Raw genomic sequence first — 15,772 nt, forward strand, 5'->3', positions numbered from 1 at the left:
TCAATAAAACACCGGCGCTTGCGGTGCAGGCGCCGGCGGCTGTTAGTTCAGTTTTTCTCCCACCCAGCCGGCAACGCTGGCGAGCGCCTGCGGCAGCTTGCCGGCATCGGTGCCGCCTGCCATAGCCATGTCCGGCTTGCCGCCCCCCTTGCCGCCGACTTGCGCGGCGACGAAGTTGACCAGCTCGCCGGCCTTGACCTTGGCGAGGGTGTCTGCGGTCACGCCCGCGGCGACGCTGACCTTGTCGCCGTTGACGCTGGCGAGCACGATGGCGGCGGTCTTGAGCTTGTCCTTGAGCTTGTCCATGGTTTCGCGCAGGGTGTTTGCGTCAGCGCCTTCCAGCGTGGCGGCCAGCACTTTGACGCCGTTGACGTCCACGGCCTGGCTGGCGAGCTCGTCGCCTTGCGAGGAGGCCAGCTTGGATTTGAGGCGGGCGAGTTCCTTTTCCAGCGCCTTGACCTGGTCCAGGGTCTGGCTGATCTTGCCAGCCAGCTCGGCGGCAGGCGCCTTGAAGGAGGCGGCAGCGTCCGCAAGCAGTTGCTGCTGCTGTTGGATGTGGTGCAACGCCACATCGCCAGTCGCGGCCTCGATACGGCGCACGCCCGCGGCGACGCCGGATTCGGAGACGACCTTGAACAGGCCGATGTCGCCGGTGCGGCTCACATGGGTGCCGCCGCAGAGTTCGCGCGAGCTGCCGATGTCGATCACGCGCACTTCGTCGCCGTACTTCTCGCCGAACAGCATCATGGCGCCGGTCTTCTGCGCTTCGTCAATCGGCATCACGCGGGCCTGGGTCGGCGCGTTGGCGAGGATCTCGGCGTTGACGATCTCCTCGATGCGGCGGATTTCCTCGGCGGTGACCGGGGCGTTGTGCGAGAAGTCGAAACGGGTTTTATCAGAATCTACTAGGGAGCCCTTTTGCTGCACGTGGCCGCCCAGCACTTCGCGCAATGCCTTGTGCATGAGGTGGGTGGCGGAGTGGTGGCGCATGGTGCGGTGGCGCGAGGCGAGGTCGACGCGCGCGCTGACTTCGTCGCCCACGCGCAGGGTGCCGGTGCTCAATACGCCGTGGTGGCCGAATACGCTGGCCTGGATTTTCAGGGTGTCTTCCACTTGGAAGATGCCTTCCGCGCCCTTCAAGATGCCCTGGTCGCCGACCTGGCCGCCGGATTCGGCATAGAAAGGGGTGTTGTCGAGCACGACCACGCCCAGTTCGCCTTCGTTGAGGGCGTCGACCGCGCTGCCGTCCTTGTACAGTGCCAATACCTTGCCTTGGGCTTCGAGCGTGTCGTAGCCATGGAAAGTGGTCGAGGCGCCCGTGTATTCCAGGTTGGTCGCCATCTTGAATTTGCCTGCGGCGCGGGCCTGTTCCTTCTGCCGCGCCATGGCGGCGTCGAATGCGGCGGAATCCACGCTGACCTCGCGCTCGCGACAGACGTCTGCAGTCAAGTCGAGCGGGAAGCCGAAGGTGTCGTGCAGCTTAAAGGCGGTTTCGCCGTTGAATACCTTGTTGCCGGTCTTGGCCATTTCCTCAAGCTCGGCTTCGAGGATCGCCATGCCGTGCTCGATGGTCTCGAAGAAGCGGTCTTCCTCCAGGCGCAGGATGTCGGTGATGCGCTGCTCGCCGCTCTTGAGCTCGGGATAGGCATCGCCCATCTCGGCTACGAGGTCTACCACCAGCTTGTAGAAGAACGCGGCACGCGCGCCCAGCTTGTAGCCGTGGCGGATCGCGCGGCGAATGATGCGGCGCAGCACGTAACCGCGGCCCTCGTTGCCGGGGATGACGCCGTCGGCGATCAGGAAGCTGCAGGCGCGGATGTGGTCGGCCAGCACCTTGAGCGACGGGCTGTCGAGGTCCGCGGTGCTGGTGACGCGCGCGGCGGCCTGGATCAGGTGCTGGAACAGGTCGATCTCGTAATTGCTGTGCACGCCCTGCAACACGGCGGCAATGCGCTCCAGGCCCATGCCGGTATCGACGGAGGGCTTGGGCAGAGGGTGCATCACGCCTTGCTCGTCGCGATTGAACTGCATGAAGACGTTGTTCCAGATTTCGATGAAGCGGTCGCCGTCTTCCTCCGGGCTGCCGGGAGGGCCGCCCCAGATGTGCTCGCCGTGGTCGTAGAAAATCTCGGTACAGGGGCCGCAGGGGCCGGTGTCGCCCATCATCCAGAAATTGTCGGAGGCGTAGCGTGCGCCCTTGTTGTCGCCGATGCGGATCACGCGCTCGGCGGGCACGCCGATTTCCTTGGTCCAGATGTCGTAGGCTTCGTCATCCTCGGCATAGACGGTGACGGTGAGCTTGTCCTTGGGCAGCTTGAATACTTCGGTGAGCAGTTCCCAGGCATAGCTGATGGCGTCGCGCTTGAAGTAGTCGCCGAAGCTGAAATTGCCGAGCATCTCGAAGAAGGTGTGGTGGCGCGCGGTGTAGCCGACGTTCTCGAGGTCGTTGTGCTTGCCGCCCGCCCGCACACACTTCTGCGACGAGGTGGCGCGGGTATAGGGGCGCTTGTCGAAGCCGAGGAACACGTCCTTGAACTGGTTCATCCCGGCGTTGGTGAAGAGCAGGGTGGGGTCACCTGCCGGGACCAGCGAGCTGGAACTGACGATCTGGTGGCCCTTGGAGGCGAAATAGTCCAGGAAGGCCTGGCGAATCTGGTTGCTCTTCATTGATGTGTGTTCTTGCTCAAAACGTTAATGTCAAAATCCAATTGCGCGGCATGCCGCCGCCGCATCACTCGATATCTTCCGGGCTGCCGCGCAGCACCTTGCGTATCACTTCAAAACCGAAGCCGCGCCCTTGCAGGAAGCGCGCTTGCTTCGCCCATTCCTCCCGCGATTGCGGCGGCTGGGAAAACTTCTTGCGGTAAACCGCCGTAGCGGCTTCCAGTTCGTCCGGGGCCATCTCGGCCACGGCCTTGCCGATCAGTTCGTCGCTGACGCCGTGCTGCCTGAGCTCATGCGCCACGCGCAGGCTGCCGTAACGGCCCTTGCGGGCATGCACGATCTGCTCGGTATAACGTGTATCGGATAGCCAGCCGCGTTTCTTGAAGTCCTCCAGCAGGGCGGGGAGGTCGTCTTCCTCTCCCGCATGGGAACTCAGCTTGTGCAGCAACTCCTGATAGGAATATTCTCGCCGTGCCAGATATGCCAAAGCCCGCTCTCGCAGGCTGGTGGCAGGTTTATTCGTCGTCTTCTTCATCCGGCGCCGTGGTCATCGCGGCATTGGCCAGATTGGAATGCTCGCGAATCTTGGCGTCGATCTCGTTGGCGATTTCCGGGTGTTCCCGGAGGAATTCGCGCGCATTGTCCTTGCCCTGACCGATCTTCTCGCCCTTGTAGCTGTACCATGCGCCGGCCTTCTCGACCAGCTTGAGGTTGACGCCGAGCTCGATGATTTCGCCTTCGCGCGAGATGCCTTCGCCGTAAAGGATGTCGAATTCGGCCTGCTTGAACGGCGGGGAAACCTTGTTCTTCACCACCTTGACGCGGGTTTCGGAGCCGGTGATCTCGTCGCCCTTCTTGATCGCGCCGGTGCGGCGGATATCCAGGCGCACGGAAGCGTAGAACTTGAGCGCGTTGCCGCCGGTGGTGGTTTCGGGGTTGCCGAACATCACGCCGATCTTCATGCGGATCTGGTTGATGAAGATGACCAATGTGTTGGTGCGTTTGATGTTGGCGGTGAGCTTGCGCAGCGCCTGGGACATCAGGCGGGCTTGCAGGCCCATGTGCGAGTCGCCCATTTCGCCTTCGATTTCGGCTTTTGGGGTCAGCGCGGCAACGGAGTCGACCACGACGATGTCGACGGAGCCTGAGCGCACCAGCATGTCGGCGATTTCGAGCGCCTGTTCGCCGGTGTCGGGCTGGGAGATCAGCAATTCAGAGACATTCACGCCGAGCTTTTGCGCATATTGCGGGTCGAGCGCATGTTCCGCGTCGATGAAGGCCGCCGTGCCGCCCAGCTTCTGCATTTGCGCGATCACGGAAAGGGTGAGCGTGGTCTTGCCGGAGGATTCAGGCCCGTAGATTTCGACGATACGGCCGCGCGGCAAGCCGCCGATGCCCAGGGCGATGTCTAGGCCCAGGGAGCCGGTAGAGACTGCCTGGATGTCAGCGGCGACGTCGGTGTCGCCCATGCGCATGATGGAGCCTTTGCCAAATTGTTTCTCGATTTGCGAGAGGGCGGCGGCCAGCGCTTTGCTTCTATTTTCATCCATCAGTGAATACCTTTTCGAGTTGCCTGCTAAAGCCTGCAATTATTTCATAAATCAGTGGCTAAGGTAAGTTGCAACAAGCCTGTTAATGCGGTTTTGACAGACTGCCTGCGCACGGCTTCCCTGTCGCCGGAAAAGTGGTGGGTGCGGGTGACGATGCGGCCGTCGCGGTGGGCCCAGCCGAAGCATACGGTGCCGACCGGCTTTTGCTCGCTTCCGCCGTCCGGCCCGGCGATCCCGGTAATCGACGCGCTGATGTCGGCCGTGCTGTAGGCGAGCGCGCCCAGGGCCATCTCCTTGGCGGTTTCCTCGCTGACCGCCCCGTGCTGCCTCAAGGTTTCGCCGCCCACCCCGAGCATTTGCTGCTTGGCTTCATTGCTGTAGGTGACGAAGCCGCGGTCGAAGCAGGAAGAACTGCCCGGGACGGCCGTCACGCATTGCGCGGCCCAGCCGCCGGTGCAGGATTCGGCCAGGGCGAGTCTGAAGCCCTGCTTGATCAGGGTTTCGCCCAGCGTATGCGAAAGGCTTAAAAGCTCTGCATCATCCACCATTGTGTTCCTTTCAATACGGCAATTGCATAGATCGCAGCCAGCAGGTCGTCCAGCATGACGCCGAAACCGCCGTGCACTTGGCGGTCCAGGGCGCGGATCGGGAATGGTTTCCAGATGTCGAACAGGCGGAACAACAAGAAGGCGTACAGCCACCACTCCCATGCCTTGGGCGTGAATTCCAGGACCAGCATGAAGGCCACGATCTCGTCCCAGACGATGCCGCCATGGTCGTCGACGCCCAGGTTGCGCCCGGTGATGCCGCAGAGCGGGATGCCGACCAGGAACAGCAGCGCCAGGATGGGAAGGTGGCTCGCCTCGGGCAATAGCATCAGCAAGCCGAACAAGGGCAGGGCGGCCAATGTGCCGCAGGTGCCCGGACCTTTGCGCGCCAGGCCGCTGCCAAAACCCAGGGCGAGAAAGTGCGCGGGGTGGCGCAGCAGGAAATGTCGGTCAGGCAAAATGGTCAAAACCGTGCTCCTTGATGGCGAGAGGCGTATCGTCCAGGCCTTGGACGACGAGTTGCCGCGTATCGGTGATGCGGCCAATCACGGCCATGTCCAGGCCCAATTGCCGGCCGATGCCGGCAATCTTCTGCCTGTTCTCCGTCGGGGCGGTAAAACATAACTCATAATCATCGCCGCCGGCCAATATCATTTTCTGTATTGCTTCTTCGTGAGAGTATGCGCTTACAATTTCTGATGTGGGAATCGTCTTTAGCCACACCTCCGCTCCCACATGCGAGTTCTCCAGGATATGCCCGAGGTCTGCCAGCAGCCCATCGGAAATATCCAGCGCGCTATGTGCCAGCCCTCTCAATGCCAATCCCAATGCAACCCTGGGCTCGGGCTGGTACAGGGCTTTGCTGCAGGCACCGAGTTCTGCATCGCTGAGCGGATAACGGCCCTGGATGGCGGCCAAGGCCAGGGCGGCGTCGCCCAAGTGGCCCGAGACCCAGATGTCGTCGCCAGGTCGTGCCTGGCTGCGCAACAAGGCAGTTCCCGGCGGCGCTTCGCCCATGATTTGCACATTGATGGTCAACGGCCCGCGCGTGGTGTCGCCGCCTATCAGGGCGATGTCGAACTGCCCGGCACAGGCAAAGAGGCCTTCGGCAAACTTGGCGACCCATTCTTCATCGGCTTTGGGCAATGCAATCGCCAGCGTGGCCCAGCGCGGCTGCGCACCCATGGCAGCCATGTCGGACACATTTACGGCCAACGACTTCCAACCGATTAGCCATGGATTTATATCGGGGTAAAAGTGAGTGTTTGCTACCAGCATGTCGGTCGATATGGCGAGTTCCATGCCGGGGGATACCTTGATCAATGCAGCATCGTCGCCTACCCCAAGCACGGCCGACGGATGGGGGCGCTGGAAATAGCGCCGTATCAGGTCGAATTCCGATGCCATGGCTCAGGCCGGCTTTTGGGCCGACTTTGGACGGAAGGCTTGCACAATATCGGGATTGGTTTCGATATAGGGCGCTTCGATCAGGTCCAGGCAGTAGGGCACGGCGGCGAAAATACCGTGCACCACGGTGTTGCCGCTTTCGTCCTTCAACCCTTCCAGCGTCTGGGCGATGGCCTTGGGCTGGCCCGGAAGGTTGATGATCAGGCAGCGCTTGCGGATCACGGCGACCTGGCGCGAAAGGATCGCGGTCGGCACGAATTGCAGGCTGATCTGGCGCATTTGCTCGCCAAAGCCAGGCATGACCTTGTCCGCCACCGCCAGTGTGGCTTCCGGCGTCACGTCGCGTACGGCAGGGCCGGTGCCGCCCGTGGTCAGCACCAGGTTACAGCCTTCGAAGTCGACCAGGTCGCACAGGGTGGATTCAATTTCCTCCTGCTCGTCAGGAATCACGCGCAACGCGCTTTCCCAAGGGGTGGTGAGCGCGCGGCCAAGCCATTCCTGCAGGGAAGGGATGCCCTTGTCTTCGTATACGCCGGTGAAGGCACGGTCGCTGATGGAAACCAGCCCGATACGGATAGTGTCTGTTGCCATGGTTATGCTTCTGGGGATTTAAGTCATAATGATCCCGGCACAATTGCGCGCCGGGAATGAAAAAAACGTGGTTTCATCATACCATTGTCACCAGGAAAAACGAGTGGAGGGAATATGCGCCCATATTTACGACCATATTTGATCGTGCTGTTGCTTGCCGTGCTGGCGGCCTGTAGCAAGCCGGTGGTCAAGGAGACCGTGCCGGAAAAGCCGGTGGCGCCTGAGCCTGTGGTGGAGGTGCCGCAAGAGGAAAACCTTTATGCCCAGCACTATGTGGCGCGTCAGCTGCACGGCGTCAAGCTCAGCCCCGGCGCGGCCGAACCCACTATCTACAAGGGCGTGAGGGAGACCGACGATTACCAGCGCATGCTGAATGACGGTTATGAAATGCTCGGCTACTCGAGCTTCGAGGCCGGCGACGTGCCGCCTTCGCGCGCGGTGGCCCATGCCTCCAAGGTGCAGGCGGATGCCGTGGTGGTGTATACGAAACTGATTGCGGCGCCGACGGCCGCCATGAGGATGCAGAAAATCAAGGAGCAGGCGAAGACGCAGGCAAGCGCAGGCGGCAGCGGGGAGTTCTACAGTTATTTTGCAACCTACTGGGCCAAGCTGGCGCCGCCTGCGCTGGGCGTGCACGTGATGCAGCGCAGCAAGGATGATCCCGGGCCTGGCGTGACCGTCCTGGCGGTGATTACCGGCTCTCCCGCAGCGCAGGCGGGGGTGGCGGTCGGCGACGTATTGCTCAGCCTGGGGGGAGAAGCGCTTTCTTCCGCCCAGGTGCTGCAGCAAGCGACGCACCGTCATGCCGGGCAGGAGGTGGAGTTGGTATTGCGCCGGGTCAACGCCGAGAAGCGACTGCGCGTGACGCTGGGCGCGGCGTTATAGTAGACAATATCTCTAGCAGAACGCTTTACGATAAGAAAAGCATCTTCAACCAGACCATAAAAACATTACCGATAGAAATATGCTGATGGAACATATCCTGCGCGATTACGCACGACACAATACCAATGCCGCCCGCTTGCTTGCCGACCTGGTGGCGGAAATCCGACCGCGGCAGAACAGCGATACCGGCCATGCGGCCCACGCAGTGCAGGCGCTTTGCCATGTATTGAACAGCGACCCTGGGAAGGCGCAGGTGCTGAGGGATGCCATCGTGAGCCTGCTGGTGGGACGGAAGCCCATATCGCTGTACGTGGATTCCGGCATCCAGCCTAACAGCGGTTTCTTTACCGAATTGTCGCGGCGCATCGGGCACAAGATACTCCCGGACGCCATCAACCCGGCCTATCTCAAGGACTTGTTCGGGCAGATATTCCCGAAGGGCGGAGACGAGACGTGGGTGGCTGCGGTGCCGGATGACGTCTGGCTGCAGCTCGTGCATGCCTTGCGTTTTCACGAGGTGCCCGCGGACAAGGTGGCGGAATGCCAGAAGAGCCTGCTGGATGCGGCGCAGGTATTGTCCTACCGCCTGGCGGCTTCCGGCCTGGAACCGGAGCTGATCCGCAACCATCCCGAGATCGAATACCACGATTCGCCCTTCATCACCCAGAGCGTCGAGTTGCAGGCCTTGCTCGCCATGCCCCTGGAACAGCAGCACGATGTCGGGCATATCCTCGTGATGCTGGACCAGTGCCGGGAGGTGATCGCCAAAATCCGGCGCAACAGCTCGCAAACCGGGACCAGCGTGCACCTCACCTTCCTGCTGCAGCGCATGAGCCAGCAGGTTCGGCGCCTCGAGAGCCTGCTGGGCATCATCAAGCTGGTGCGCAGCGATGCGGATGCCGGGACGGCGATGGTGCAATTGTTCAAGACGTTGGTTTCCGCAGAACGGCACAAGAACGACGTGCGGCAGCATTTCCGCGAGAACGTCGAGCTGATGGCCTTGCGCGTCACGGAGAATGCCAGCCGCACCGGCGAGCATTACATCACTGAAACGCGCAGCGAGTATTTCGGCTTGATGCGGTCAGCCATGGGCGCAGGCGTGATCATTGCGCTCATGACCATGCTCAAGATCATCGCGGCCAAGCACCATTACGCGCCGCTGACCGAGGCGATCCTGTTCAGCCTCAATTACGGCCTGGGTTTCGCGCTGATCCATATCCTGCATTTCACGGTGGCGACCAAGCAGCCGGCGATGACGGCGGCCGCGATCGCCGCGAGCATCGACGCGAGCGACCGCAAGAACAAGAACCTCGACAAGCTGGTCACCATCATCGCGCAGACTTTCCGCAGCCAGACCATCGCCATTCTCGGCAACGTCATGATGGCGGTGCCCGTGGCGATGCTGGTTGGCTGGCTGATCCTGAGCGTGACGGGGCAGCATTTCATCACGCCGGAAAAAGCCCATGCGTTATTGGATGCCAACGACCCGTTCCACAGCGGCGCGGTGTTCTATGCCGCGATTGCCGGGGTGTGCCTGTTCCTGTCAGGCCTGATTGCGGGCTACCACGATAACCTGGCGGTCTATAACAAGATTCCGCAGCGCCTGCGGGCGCTGGGCTGGCTGGAGTGGCTGCTGGGCCCGTCGCGCCTGGACCGCGTGGCGCGCTATGTCGAGAATAATCTCGGGGCGCTGGCCGGGAATTTCTATTTCGGCTGCCTGCTGGGCGGGATGTCGGGCCTGGGCGTGCTGCTTGGCCTGCCCATCGATATCCGCCATATTGCGTTTGCGTCGGCGTTTACCGGCTATTCCTTCGTTGCGCTGGATTTTCTGTTTTCCTGGCAGGTATTGGTGACGGCCATCCTGGGCATCTGGCTGATCGGCACCACCAACCTGGTGGTGAGTTTCAGTCTGGCGCTGTATGTGGCAATGAAGTCGCGCAAGGTGACGTTTGCCCAGTGGCGCTTGCTGCTGAAGACTCTGGCCAAGCGCTTCATCCAGAACCCGGCCTTGTTCCTGTTGCCCCCCAAGCGCGACACCGGGGTGGAGGTGGAAGATCTTGAGCGTGCTGCGGACGAGCATGCTCATGTTCAAGCCCATGCTGGCGACAAGCCGCCAGCGCATTGAAGTCGGGCTAATCCAGCGTCTGGTAGGGCTTGTGCTGGCTGTTCTTGCGCGCAATGGCCTCGTCCGGCAAGGGCACCAGCGATTCCACCTTGAGGTGCAGCGCCGATTTTGCCAGCAAGTGCGCGCTGATCGGCGCAGTGATGAACAGGAACAGGGTGATCAGCACTTCGTGCAGGCTGACGCCGTCGCCCTGCACGCTGAAGAAAATGGACGAAGCGATCAACAGGCTGCCGACGCCCAGCGTCGTGCCCTTGGTCGGCCCATGCAGGCGCGTGTAGAAGTCGCGCAGGCGCGCGAGCCCGAGCGAGCCGATGAAGGTGAGCAATGCGCCGGTGACGATCAGCAGCGAAAGCAGGATTTCCAGCACGATGTTCATTCGATGATGTCCCCCCGCAGCAGGTATTTGCACATGGCGATGGTGCCGATGAAGCCCATGAGTGCGATGAGCAATGCCGCCTCGAAGTACACCATGCTCTTGATGTGGATGCCGAACACCACCAGCAGGGCAATGGTGTTGATATAGAGCGTGTCCAGCGCCAGGATGCGGTCGGGCGCGCTGGGCCCCTTGAGCAGGCGCCAGGCGTTCAGCGCCAGCGCGGCCGAGACCAGCACGAATGCGATGTGGATGGCGATTTCTATCATTCCTCGAAAATCTCCTTCAGTGGCAGTTCGTAACGTGTTTTGATGGTGTGGATGAAGGCGTCGATGTCATCGACGTCTATCGTGTGCACCAGGATGCTTTTGCGGTCGGGCGCAAGCAGTGCCGAGAGCGAGCCCGGAGTGAGGCAGGTGGTGTTCGCCAGGATGCTCATCGCGAAATCGGAATCGAGGTCGATCGGCACGACGATGAACGCCGGCCGCAGTTTCTCGGGCTTGCCCAGGATGCGCATGGCGACGATGAAGTTGGCCTCGATGATGTCGTATAGCAGGATGCCGCTGAATTTCAGCAGCGTGAGCGGCTTGTGCACCTTGAGCTTGTCGGGCCAGAACTGCAGGGCAAAGAACGGGATGGCCCAGCCCAGCAGCAATCCCAAGGCGATCTGCCCGGGGTCTATGCTGTTGGTGAGCAGCAGCCAGATGACGCCCAGGATGACGGTCAGCAGCGGGTGGGGCAGGAAGCGTTGCATTACTGTTCTCCCTTTCCGAGGACGGCGTGGATATAGGACGGCGTATCCAGCAGTTGGCTGGCCGTGTCCAGGCAGTAGCTGTTGATTGGGCCGGCCCAGAAGGTCATGAGTACGCATAGCGACAACAGCGACAGGATGGGGAGCAGCTCGCGCACGCGCAGCGGCTCGGGCTCGCCCTGTTTGATGTAGGAATTGGTCGAGGTGTCGACCGCATGGGCTTCGAAGAAGAACAGGGTGCCGGTGCGCGCCATGGCGATCACGGTCAACAGGCCATTGGCCAGTATGATCGCCATGATATAGGGCAAGGCGGGATGTTCCAGCGCCGCGCGCAGCAGCATGAACTTGCCGATGAAGCCCGAGAGCGGCGGCAGGCCCGAGGCAATGATGGCCAGGATGAAGAAGGTGGCGCCGAGGAATTTTTGCCTGGTGATCACCAGCCCGGCTTCCAGCCGGTCTTCCATCTGGTCGCGGCGCTGCACGATCAGATCTGCCAGCAGGAACAGCGCGGCGGCGGCAAACGTGGTATGCGGCAGGTAGTACAGTCCGGCTGCGATCCCGGCTTGGGATTCGAGGCTGAAGCCAGTCAGCAGGGTGCCTGCGGAAATCACGACCAGATAGGCGACTTGCTGGCGCAGGCGCTTGCTGCCGAGCAGGCCGAAGCTGCCGATGACGATGGTGGCGAGCGCCATGCCCAGCAGCCAGCCGTCCAGCAGGTTGGCGAGCGGGCCGGCTTCATTGCCGAATACCAGGGTGTAGACGCGCAGGATGCTGTAGGCGCCCACCTTGGTCATGATGGCGAACAGGGCGGCAGCGGGAGCGCTGGTCTGAGAGTAGGCCGAAGGCAGCCAGAGATAGAGCGGCAACAATGCCGCCTTGAGGGCGAACACCACGAACAGGAGCAGGGCCGCAGCCTTGACCAGGCCGACATTGTCCGTGCTGACATGGGTGACCTTGACCGCCATGTCGGCCATATTGAGCGTGCCGAGAATGCCGTAGAGGACGCCGACGGCAAACAGGAACAGCGAGGAGCCGACCACATTGATGACGACGAAGTGCAGGCCGGAGCGGATGCGCTTGCGACCGCCGCCGTGCAGCAACAGGCTGTATGAGGCCAGCAGCAGCACTTCGAAGAACACGAACAGGTTGAACAGGTCGGCCGTGAGGAACGCGCCGTTGAGCCCGAACAATTGCAACTGGAACAGGATATGGAACTGGCGGCCCTGCCTGTCGGTGCCGCGCATGCCATACACCAGCGCGAACAGCGAGAGCAGGGAGGTGGTAAGCACCAGCAGTGCGGCGAGCCTGTCGGCCATGAGGACGATGCCGAACGGGGCTGGCCAGTTGCTCAACGAATAGACCAGGATGCTGCCATCGCTGACCGTGCATAGCAGTTTGGCTGCGACAGCAATCAACGCGATGCTGCTGATGCCGGAAATGGCGCGCTTGACGTAGATGCGCTGCTCGCGCAGCAATAGCAGGAAAATGCCGGTAAACAGCGGCAGCAGCAAGGGAACGATGGCAAGGTGGCTCAACGGACTTCCTTTCCGTCAACGTGGTCGTTCCCCATTTCGGTACGCGCCTTGAGCGCCAGCACGATGATGTAGGCGGTCATCGCGAAGCTGATGACGATAGCAGTCAACACCAGCGCTTGCGGCAAGGGGTCGGCGTAATTGCCGGCCTGCTCGCTGATGATGGGCGGCTTGCCGATGACCAGCCGTCCCATCATGAACAGGAACAGGTTGACGGCATAGGACAGCAAGGTCAGGCCGAGCACGACGGGAAAGGTGTGGCTGCGCAGGCAGAGATAGACGCCTCCTGCGGTGAGTATGCCGATCAGGATGGAGATCAACGCTTCCATGGCATGTCTTCCTGTTTTTTCGTTGTAGTCTTTTCAGCCTTTTCGATGGCTGCGGCTCGCGCCGGTTTGGGCTCTTTGCCGCCCGGGTTCTTGCCGATGCGGGGCAGGTAGCTGACCTGGTGGATCATGCCCAGGTTGATCAGGATCAGCAGCGAGGTGCCGACCACCACCAGGAACACGCCGATGTCGAACGCCATGGCCGAGGCCAGCTCGAACTCGCCGAGCAGGGGCAGATGCACGTGCTCGAAGGTCGAGGTGAGGAACGGATAGCCGAAATACCAGCTGGCGACGCCGGTGCTTGCCGCGGTCAGCAGGCCGTAGCCGATGAGCGGATGGGTGTTGGCCGGCAGCTTGCTGCGCGTCCACTCCACCCCGTTGGCAAGGTATTGCACGATCAGCGCCGCCGAGGTGATGAGGCCCGCAATGAAGCCGCCGCCGGGCAGGTTGTGCCCGCGCAGCAGGATGAATACCGCCACCAGCATGGCAAGCGGCAGCAGGATGCGGCTGAAGGTGGCGAGGATCAATGGGTGGGTATCGGGATTCCACGGGCGGCCTTCGGCATCCTGCTTGGGGCTGAGCAGCTTGAGCTGGTCGAGCATGGCGTAAATGCCCAGGCCGGCCAATGCCAGCACCGTGATCTCGCCCATGGTGTCGAAGCCGCGGAAGTCCACGAGCAATACGTTGACGACATTGGCTCCCCCGCCGCCGGTGACGCTGTTCGCAATGAAGTAGTCCGCGATGGTTTCATATTCGCGGGTCAGCACCGCATAGCTCAGCGCGGCTATCCCTAAGCCGGAAAAAACCGCGATCACGATATCGCGGGCCTGGCGCAGGCGGTCCTGTTCATCCGGCGTTGCCTGCGGCAGGAAGAACAAGGCCAACAACAGCAGCACGGCCGTGATGAACTCCACGGCGAGCTGGGTCAGCGCCAGATCGGGCGCGGAGAACTTGACGAAGGTTAGCGCCACGCCCAGGCCCACCGCGCTGACGAGGACGAGCGAGGTGAAGCGCTGCTGGTGCATGAGGACGGTGGCGACGGCCGCCGCCATCATGATGATGGCGACCATGGCGCTCATGGGATCTACCGGCAGCATGGCGCGGTTGCCCGCCAGCGGGCCGCCGCCGCTGAGGAAGCCGTATCCGCCCAGCACGATCGCCGTGACGAACAATATCCACAACATGCGTTTTTGCGAAAGGTTGTCGGCATTCATGGTGATGGCGCTCGACCAGGCGAACAACCTGCGCATGACGCCGTTGTAGATGATCTTGGCGTCTATCCTGCCGTCGACGAGGCTTTGCAGCGAGAAGAATGCCTCGCGCTGGCGGTATACCAGGATGCCTCCCGCCAATGCGATTGCGCTCATCCACAAGGCGGGTGTCAAGCCGTGCCAAATCGCAAGGTGGAAGGCAGGCGGCGCGCTCTGCAGGGCGCTGCCTGCCACCAGTGTGACCAGGGGCTGCGCAATTGCCGGGAACAAGCCGACCACGACGCAGGCGGCCACCAGGATGGCGACTGGAATCTGCATGCCGCTTGACGGGTCGTGAGGCGCCTTGGGCAGGTCGGCAGGCTCGCCGCCAAAGAATACGTTATGGGCGATGCGGATGGAATAGGCGGCGGAGAACACCGCGCCAGCCGTCACGATCGCTGGCAGCAGCCAAGGATGGGCGAAGGTATCGCCATACACGACGACTTGCTCGAGGAACATTTCCTTGGAAACGAAGCCGTTGAGGCCGGGGATGCCGGCCATGGCGGCTGCGGCGATGACCATCAGCGCCGCAGTGTAAGGCATGTAGCGCCTGAGGCCGCGCAGCTGGCGCATGTCGCGGGTGCCGGTTTCGTGGTCGACGATCCCGGCCAGCATGAACAGCGAGGCCTTGAAGGTTGCGTGGTTGATGATGTGGAATACGCCGGCGACCACCGCCAGCGGCGTGCCGATGCCGAACAGCGCGACGATCAGGCCGAGATGGCTGATGGTGGAATAGGCCAGCAGCGCCTTCATGTCGTGCTTGAACAGGGCGATATAGCTGCCTGTGAGGAAGGTGACAATGCCGATGCCGGAGACGATCCAGGTCCACTCCGGCGTGCCGGCGAGCGCTGGAAACAGGCGCGCCAGCAGGAATATCCCGGCCTTGACCATGGTGGCGGAATGCAGGTAGGCGGACACCGGGGTGGGCGCGGCCATGGCATTGGGCAGCCAGAAGTGGAACGGGAACTGCGCCGACTTGGTGAACACGCCAAGCAGGATCAACAGCAGCATGGATGAGTAATGCTCGTGGCTGCGGATCGCGTCGCCTGCCAGCAGGATGTCGCTGAGGTCGTAGCTGCCGGCCATATTGCCCAGCAGCAGGAATCCGCCGAGCATGGCGAGCCCGCCGCCGCCCGTGATCGTGAGCGCCATGCGCGCGCCGCGGCTGGCTTCCTCGCGTTGCTGCCAATAACTGATCAGCAGGAACGAGGACAGGCTGGTGAGCTCCCAGAACATCAGCAGCTGGATGATGTTCTCCGAGAGCACGACGCCAAGCATCGAGCCCATGAACAGCAGCAGGTAGGCGTAGAAGCGCCCCATGCTGTCGCGCGGGGAGAGGTAGTAGCGGGCATAGATCACCACGATCAGGCCGACCAGCAGGATCATTAGGCTGAACAACAGCGATAGACCGTCCAGCCGGAATGCAAGGTCGATGCCCAGCTCGGGCAGCCAGGGGCCGATGCGCTGGATGACGGTTTCGCCTTGCCAGACCTGTACCGCCAGTGGCCATAGCAGGAATAGCGACAGCGTTGCAGAAAGGATGGCGACCCAGGCGGACGAGTAGCGTCCCAGCCTGGTGCTGAGTTTGGTGAGGATCGCCCCGAAAAAAGGTACCAGTGTTAAATAAGCTAAGCCCATGAGGTTTAAAAATGCGTCGTTAAAGTTTGCGGTAACCTTGCCAGTCTTATGTGCGGCATCAATCTGCGCTCGGCTTGCGCCGGCACAGCCGGAAACTCCCGGAAGGGCTTTACCTGCCTGCTATGGCACTGA

General features: G+C 61.9%; 15 protein-coding genes. 2 read left to right on the forward strand and 13 right to left on the reverse strand.

The window, feature by feature from the left end:
- Positions 1-42 precede the first annotated feature (42 nt).
- From alaS to mog, 7 genes are all read right to left on the reverse strand, one after another.
- Entirely contained in the window at positions 43-2,667 is a 2,625-nt protein-coding gene (alaS, locus tag ACJSDX_RS13215; protein WP_407995091.1) for an alanine--tRNA ligase, read from the reverse strand.
- 64 nt (positions 2,668-2,731) lie between these two features.
- Positions 2,732-3,199, reverse strand: a complete 468-nt coding sequence (recX, locus tag ACJSDX_RS13220) for a recombination regulator RecX (RefSeq protein ID WP_309564457.1) — start codon at positions 3,197-3,199, stop codon at positions 2,732-2,734.
- Positions 3,180-4,214 (reverse strand): recombinase RecA, encoded by a 1,035-nt coding sequence (gene recA / locus ACJSDX_RS13225; protein WP_309564458.1) that lies wholly within the window; start codon positions 4,212-4,214, stop codon positions 3,180-3,182. Before recA ends, recX begins: the two co-directional genes overlap by 20 nt.
- A 44-nt stretch (positions 4,215-4,258) precedes the next feature.
- Entirely contained in the window at positions 4,259-4,762 is a 504-nt protein-coding gene (gene pncC, locus ACJSDX_RS13230) for a nicotinamide-nucleotide amidase (RefSeq protein ID WP_407995092.1), read from the reverse strand.
- Positions 4,738-5,229: a phosphatidylglycerophosphatase A family protein gene (locus tag ACJSDX_RS13235; RefSeq protein ID WP_407995093.1), complete on the reverse strand. Its 492-nt coding sequence runs from the start codon at positions 5,227-5,229 to the stop codon at positions 4,738-4,740. Before ACJSDX_RS13235 ends, pncC begins: the two co-directional genes overlap by 25 nt.
- Entirely contained in the window at positions 5,213-6,169 is a 957-nt protein-coding gene (thiL, locus tag ACJSDX_RS13240) for a thiamine-phosphate kinase (RefSeq protein WP_407995094.1), read from the reverse strand. Before thiL ends, ACJSDX_RS13235 begins: the two co-directional genes overlap by 17 nt.
- 3 nt (positions 6,170-6,172) lie before the next feature.
- Entirely contained in the window at positions 6,173-6,760 is a 588-nt protein-coding gene (gene mog, locus ACJSDX_RS13245) for a molybdopterin adenylyltransferase (RefSeq protein WP_407995095.1), read from the reverse strand.
- 114 nt (positions 6,761-6,874) lie between these two features.
- Between mog and ACJSDX_RS13250 the strand changes: the two genes are divergently transcribed.
- Entirely contained in the window at positions 6,875-7,645 is a 771-nt protein-coding gene (locus tag ACJSDX_RS13250; protein ID WP_407995096.1) for a PDZ domain-containing protein, read from the forward strand.
- A gap of 79 nt (positions 7,646-7,724) precedes the next feature.
- Positions 7,725-9,770, forward strand: a complete 2,046-nt coding sequence (locus ACJSDX_RS13255; RefSeq protein WP_407995097.1) for a site-specific recombinase — start codon at positions 7,725-7,727, stop codon at positions 9,768-9,770.
- Between the two features lie 7 nt (positions 9,771-9,777).
- Here ACJSDX_RS13255 and ACJSDX_RS13260 read toward each other — a convergent pair whose 3' ends face one another.
- The 6 genes from ACJSDX_RS13260 to ACJSDX_RS13285 are packed head-to-tail and all read right to left on the reverse strand — an operon-like array spanning position 9,778 to position 15,640.
- Positions 9,778-10,146, reverse strand: a complete 369-nt coding sequence (locus tag ACJSDX_RS13260) for a Na+/H+ antiporter subunit G (protein ID WP_309564465.1) — start codon at positions 10,144-10,146, stop codon at positions 9,778-9,780.
- On the reverse strand, positions 10,143-10,412 hold the full coding sequence (locus ACJSDX_RS13265) for a K+/H+ antiporter subunit F (protein ID WP_230347967.1): 270 nt from the start codon (positions 10,410-10,412) through the stop codon (positions 10,143-10,145). Before ACJSDX_RS13265 ends, ACJSDX_RS13260 begins: the two co-directional genes overlap by 4 nt.
- Positions 10,409-10,897: a Na+/H+ antiporter subunit E gene (locus ACJSDX_RS13270; RefSeq protein ID WP_407995098.1), complete on the reverse strand. Its 489-nt coding sequence runs from the start codon at positions 10,895-10,897 to the stop codon at positions 10,409-10,411. Before ACJSDX_RS13270 ends, ACJSDX_RS13265 begins: the two co-directional genes overlap by 4 nt.
- A complete protein-coding gene (locus tag ACJSDX_RS13275) occupies positions 10,897-12,429 on the reverse strand; it encodes a monovalent cation/H+ antiporter subunit D (RefSeq protein ID WP_407995099.1) in 1,533 nt (510 codons plus the stop codon). Before ACJSDX_RS13275 ends, ACJSDX_RS13270 begins: the two co-directional genes overlap by 1 nt.
- Positions 12,426-12,755 (reverse strand): Na+/H+ antiporter subunit C, encoded by a 330-nt coding sequence (locus ACJSDX_RS13280; protein WP_407995100.1) that lies wholly within the window; start codon positions 12,753-12,755, stop codon positions 12,426-12,428. The genes ACJSDX_RS13275 and ACJSDX_RS13280 overlap by 4 nt, the downstream gene beginning before the upstream one ends.
- Positions 12,743-15,640: a monovalent cation/H+ antiporter subunit A gene (locus ACJSDX_RS13285; RefSeq protein WP_407995101.1), complete on the reverse strand. Its 2,898-nt coding sequence runs from the start codon at positions 15,638-15,640 to the stop codon at positions 12,743-12,745. Before ACJSDX_RS13285 ends, ACJSDX_RS13280 begins: the two co-directional genes overlap by 13 nt.
- Between the last annotated feature and the right edge of the window lie 132 nt (positions 15,641-15,772).

Source organism: Methylobacillus draconifructus (assembly GCF_045984355.1).
In the GTDB taxonomy this organism is placed as follows: Bacteria; Pseudomonadota; Gammaproteobacteria; order Burkholderiales; family Methylophilaceae; genus Methylobacillus; species Methylobacillus flagellatus_A.